Origin of the sequence: Acinetobacter lwoffii (assembly GCF_024129435.1) — a bacterium.
GTDB lineage: Bacteria > Pseudomonadota > Gammaproteobacteria > Pseudomonadales > Moraxellaceae > Acinetobacter > Acinetobacter lwoffii_F.
In genome coordinates, this window is record NZ_JAMXXN010000052.1 from 1 (window position 1) to 5,329 (window position 5,329).

Consider the following 5,329-nt stretch of genomic DNA (forward strand, 5'->3'; position numbering starts at 1 on the left):
CGTGCCATTGAAAAAATATAGAAATGAAAAGAGCTTAAAGGAGGATTTTAAGTATTTAAAACCAATTCTTCAAATGAGGACACGCCCTAGTAATTTTTTAGAAAGAAAGAGTTTAAGAGATGGTATTAGCACGGACTCTCAATTTCTAATTAAACGACAAGTTTTTGTATACGAATATGTGTCTAATAAATATTATGAGCTAAAATATTCAAAAATTACGTCAGATATTTTTTCTAGAACAAGAAAGTTTGTAGACGGAAAAATTGGAGGTTTAGTACCATTATCAGCACAAAAATTTGCATCTGTTTATGAGAATTTAACGTCCGAAAATTCAGAGGATTGGTCAAATGCTGTTCATAGTTGTAGGCAAATATTTCAAGATACTGCTGATGTGATTTATCCTGCTAGAGAGGATAAGACTATTAATTTAGACAATGGTAAAATTAAAATTATTAAATTAGGTGTGGATAATTATATAAATCGAATTATTGCATATGTTGATGAGCAGTCAGACTCTAAAAGATTTGAGGAAATCGTTGGTTCACAGATGAAATATTTGGGCGAGCGGTTAGATGCTATTTTCAAAGCTGCTCAGAAAGGTTCTCATGATATTATTACTTCTAGGCAAGAAGCTGATCGTTATGTTATTTACACATACTTGATAGTTGGAGATTTATTATCTTTGGTAGAGTTGCAAAAAACATTATCAATTTCAGATAAAGATTTTAGATAGCCGCTTAACTTACTGAATAACTAAAAATCCTCAGAATCTTTAATTTATTAAGATGAGTATTTCTCATCTTAAGCTGAATTTATATCGTTTTACTCACTTTCTTATTCACGTTTAAATACAGCCATTCAGAAATTTAGCTTTTTATAAAATTTTTAGGTGGCAATCTCCATGAGTACAGCATTTGAGTGTTCAATTAAACGTATCCGTTTTGATGAGAATTATACACCAGCAGAAAGCACACGTTTAACCACAAACTTTGCCAATTTGGCACGTGGGGAAAGCCGTGAAGAAAACTTGCGTCGTACCCTTGCGATGATCAACAACCGTTTTAATAGCTTGGCAACCGTTGATAACCCGAAAGGTGATCGCTATTCACTTGAGATTGACATCATTTCTGCTGAAATTGATATCGAAGGTAATGGTCAAACTTTCCCATTTATTGAAACACTGAAAAGTGTAGTGATTGACCATAAAACAGGGGAGCGTATTGAAGGCATGATCGGCAATAGCTTCTCATCTTATGTGCGTGATTACGACTTCAGCGTAGTATTGCCTCAATTGGGTTGTGGTGTAGGTGAAAAACCTGAAGATTTTGGAGATCTACATGGTAAATTGTATCAACATTTGGTGAATTCAGATGTATTTAAGGCAGAATTTACCAAGCCACCTGTGATTTGTTTAAGTGTTTCAACCTCTAAAACCTATTACCGTACGGCAAACGTACATCCTATTTTAGGTGAGGAATATACCAATGATGAATATTCACGTACCGATGAATATTTCGCCAAAATGGGCTTACGTGTACGTTACTTCAAACCAGAAGGTGGTAATGCACCACTCGCATTCTATTTCGCTGGCGACTTAGTCCGTGATTATACTGATTTTGAATTGATCAGCGCGATTGCAACCATGGAAAGCTTCCAAAAAATTTATCGTCCTGAAATTTACAACACCAACTCTCCGGCAGGTGTGGAGTATCAACCAAGCTTGAGCTATGGCGATTACTCACTGACACGTATCGTTTATGACCGTGTTGAACGTGGTGAGTTAGCGGTTAAGCAAGGTAAATGGACAGAAGAAAACTTCATCAAACCATATCAAGATATTTTAAATGAATGGGCAGCAAACTTTAAGGTCGAAACAGCTGCTTAAGACATCGAATTGACACACAGACTGACGAATTTTAGAGAAAGAAGATTAGACATGGCGCTTACACAACCGAAACTTTTACTCCCAACTTCAACTGCGGGTAGCTTGCCAAAACCGTCTTGGTTAGCTGAACCTGAAAAATTATGGTCTGCATGGAAGCTTGAAGGCGAAGAATTATTAGAAGCTAAACGTGATGCTTTGAAATTATCATTACATGAGCAAGTCACTGCAGGTATCGATATCGTGAGTGATGGTGAGCAAACCCGTCAGCACTTTGTAACCACGTTTATTGAACATCTTGAAGGTGTAGATTTCGAAAAGCGTGAAACCATGCGTATTCGTAATCGTTATGATGCAAGTGTACCTTCAGTTGTGGGTGAAGTTTCTCGTAAAAAAGCAGTGTTTGTAGACGATGCGAAATTTTTACGCAGCCAAACCAGTCAGCCAATTAAATGGGCGTTGCCTGGTCCAATGACCATGATTGATACACTTTTTGACGGACACTACAAGAGCCGTGAAAAACTGGCTTGGGAATTTGCCAAAATTTTGAACCAAGAAGCTTTAGAACTTGAAGCAGCAGGCGTAGACATTATCCAATTTGATGAACCTGCGTTTAACGTATTCTTTGATGAAGTGAATGACTGGGGTGTACCAACCTTAGAACGTGCACTTGAAGGTCTAAAATGTGAAACTGCAGTTCATATTTGCTATGGTTACGGCATTAAAGCCAATACAGATTGGAAACAAACTTTAGGTAATGAATGGCGTCAATACGAAGAGTCATTCCCGAAACTACAACAATCTAAGCTCGATATTATTTCACTTGAATGCCAAAACTCACGTGTACCAATGGATTTAATCGAATTGATCCGTGGTAAGAAAGTGATGGTGGGTGCAATTGATGTGGCAACCACTCAAGTGGAAACTGCAGAGGAAGTAGCAAATACGCTACGCAAAGCATTGCAATTTGTTGATGCAGATAAACTGTATCCTTCAACTAACTGTGGTATGACACCGCTATCTCGCCAAGTGGCACGTGGCAAACTTGAAGCTTTAAGCGCAGGTGCTGCCATTGTTCGTAAAGAGCTAGAAGCTTAATCAAACGTAGTCTCGTGCGAAGCAGAACAAATCATCGCAAGGTCATTTGTCCAGCTTTATGCACGAGCACGTGATATGTACATTTGAGATGAAAGAGATGATTGAAGCAACAGACTTTAGAAATGCAATGTCTTTACTCACCACAGCAGTGAATGTTATTACGACTTCGGGTGAAACAGGTATGCATGGATTTACTGCATCTGCCGTATGTAGCGTGACGGATACACCGCCAATGTTATTAGTCTGTATGAATCAATCCTCCCGTTCACATGCCCATTTTGTTGAAAATAAAGTCTTGGCTGTAAACGTACTAAGTACTCAGCATGAACAGCTTTCAAATGCTTTTGCTTCAAGTAAATTCAGCTCAGAAGATCGTTTCAAACTCGGTGATTGGAGTACGATGGAAACTGGTTCACCTATTTTGAAAGATGCCTTGGTCAGTTTTGACTGTGAGATTCAAGATATTCAGCAAGTCGGTACACACAGTGTTTTCATGTGTCGTGTTCTTAAAGTTCAACAAAGCGATCAAGAAGAAAGTCTGGTGTATTTTAACCGTGCTTATCATCAAGTGGGTCAGTTGGAACACGCTTAACTCAATGCCTTAATTCTTTTATCTTTTTAAAGTTAGTTTATTGTGGAACTTATAACCTTTTTAGTCATCGGCGCTTTTGCTGGTTTTGCAGCAGGGCTGTTTGGTGTCGGCGGTGGTACGATTATTGTACCACTGCTTTTTATTGTCTTTACTCAAATGGGTTATGACCCTGATGTTGTTATGCATCTCGCATTAGGTACATCTTTAGCAACAATCGTTGTCACTTCAATCAGCTCATTAATGGCACATCATAAAAATGGCGCTGTGCTATGGCCTGTATTTAAAAATCTAGCTCCACCAATGGCGATTGGTTGTTTTTTTGGGGCAGGTATTGCTGGTTTGATATCAGGGTTATATCTACAAATCATTGTTGGCTTATTTCTGATTTGGGTCGCATATACGATGCTTACAGATGCTAAAACAGCAATTAATTCAACGCAAACTTTACCGTCGTCAGGTCAACAAGTTGCTGCTGGTAGTGTCATTGGGATTGCATCAGCAATTTTTGGAATAGGTGGTGGAAGTCTGACGGTTCCGTACCTGAATCGCTATGGTGTGGTCATGCAGAAGGCGGTTGGAACATCTGCGGCATGTGGATTCCCCATTGCTGTCGCTGGTGCATTAGGTTTTATTATTTTTGGTATAAATGCTGAGATTAATGTACCTAATACCATTGGTTACGTGCATATTTATGCATTTATTGGCATTAGCATCATGAGTTTCATTACGGCTAAGTTTGGTGCGAAGGCGGCACATGCTTTATCGCCAGCAATGTTAAAGAAATGCTTTGCAGTTTTATTGGTCATTGTAGCAAGCTTCTTCCTTGTGAAGGGATTAATTTAATATTGGACTTCGCATAAGAGATTTTATGCTAAATGTAATTTTAAAGGGCTTTGTTGCACAAAGATTTAAAAGACAACACTCTGCTCATTTGAACAGAATTCAAGTGACAACTTGGGTATGAGGACGACCTAATTCTGTAAATTTGTTCAATACGGCTATGCGTGCATGAATCTCATTCACCTGACTAGAAAAACTCCTTGCTGTTAATTTATCACCTAATAGTTTGATGCAATGCATCTTGGTTTCAACTAAACTTCGACGATGATAACCAGACCATTTTTTCCAAAGCGTTCTTCCTAAACGTTTAACTGTTTTCAGTAACTCATTCCGCTCTAAAGATCTCAATTTCTGATCTTTCCATGGGTTTGCATTTTTTCTTGGCGGAATGACCGCATGTGCATCTCGATCTAGAATGACTTGTCTGCAGTGCTTCGTGTCATAAGCACCATCGGTATAGACCGAATCAATTCGTTCATCTAAGGGAATTTGAGCAAGTAAATCACCGAGTACTTGCGAATCGCTCACATTATTTGTGGTAAGCTGTACTGCACGTATTTGCAAGGTTTCAGCATCGATGCCAATATGAAGCTTACGCCATTGGCGACGATATTCAGGTCCATGTTTCTTACGTTTCCACTCACCTTCACCTAGAAACTGAACCGTACCGGGTTTGTCGGAGAGTCAATATTCTGAGAGACTATCCCGATGACAAAATTAAAATATACCCCTGAAATCAGAGAAAGAGCGGTTCAATTATTGATTGAATCCGAGAAAGATTATCCATCGAATTGGGCTGCGATCACAGCTATTGCTCCCTGAGCATTATACTGCGCAAGGGTTGTACTCCTGAAACACTACGTGTTTGGTATCAAAAATATTTAGATAAACAAAATCCAGTTAAAGTACAGCAGCTT

General features: G+C 38.7%; 5 protein-coding genes and 2 pseudogenes. 6 read left to right on the forward strand and 1 reads right to left on the reverse strand.

What is annotated here, in order from left to right:
- The 5 genes from NI455_RS15025 to NI455_RS15045 all read left to right on the forward strand — a co-directional run.
- A partial coding sequence (locus NI455_RS15025) for a hypothetical protein (RefSeq protein ID WP_253114852.1) occupies positions 1 to 733 on the forward strand: 733 nt, incomplete at its 5' end.
- 168 nt (positions 734 to 901) lie between these two features.
- Complete coding sequence (locus NI455_RS15030) at positions 902 to 1,885, forward strand: putative oxygenase MesX (RefSeq protein WP_004647848.1); 984 nt, start codon at positions 902 to 904, stop codon at positions 1,883 to 1,885.
- Between the two features lie 51 nt (positions 1,886 to 1,936).
- Positions 1,937 to 2,980 carry a methionine synthase gene (locus tag NI455_RS15035; protein ID WP_004281804.1) on the forward strand — a complete coding sequence of 348 codons (1,044 nt, stop codon included), beginning with the start codon at positions 1,937 to 1,939 and terminating at the stop codon, positions 2,978 to 2,980.
- A gap of 97 nt (positions 2,981 to 3,077) precedes the next feature.
- Positions 3,078 to 3,572: a flavin reductase family protein gene (locus tag NI455_RS15040; protein WP_004647846.1), complete on the forward strand. Its 495-nt coding sequence runs from the start codon at positions 3,078 to 3,080 to the stop codon at positions 3,570 to 3,572.
- A gap of 42 nt (positions 3,573 to 3,614) precedes the next feature.
- A complete protein-coding gene (locus NI455_RS15045; RefSeq protein ID WP_004647845.1) occupies positions 3,615 to 4,415 on the forward strand; it encodes a sulfite exporter TauE/SafE family protein in 801 nt (266 codons plus the stop codon).
- 99 nt (positions 4,416 to 4,514) lie between these two features.
- On the opposite strand, the pseudogene NI455_RS15050 reads toward NI455_RS15045, so the two are convergent.
- A pseudogene (locus NI455_RS15050) lies at positions 4,515 to 5,075 on the reverse strand (IS5 family transposase); the annotation flags it as partial.
- A 45-nt stretch (positions 5,076 to 5,120) separates the two neighbouring features.
- On the opposite strand from NI455_RS15050, the pseudogene NI455_RS15055 reads away from it, so the two are divergent.
- Positions 5,121 to 5,329: pseudogene (locus NI455_RS15055) on the forward strand (IS3 family transposase); the annotation flags it as partial.

Coding starts and splice junctions, on each gene's coding strand:
- NI455_RS15030 (WP_004647848.1), top strand. CDS start 902: ATGAGTACAGCATTTGAGTGTTCAATTAAACGTATCCGTTTTGATGAG.
- NI455_RS15035 (WP_004281804.1), top strand. CDS start 1,937: ATGGCGCTTACACAACCGAAACTTTTACTCCCAACTTCAACTGCGGGT.
- NI455_RS15040 (WP_004647846.1), top strand. CDS start 3,078: ATGATTGAAGCAACAGACTTTAGAAATGCAATGTCTTTACTCACCACA.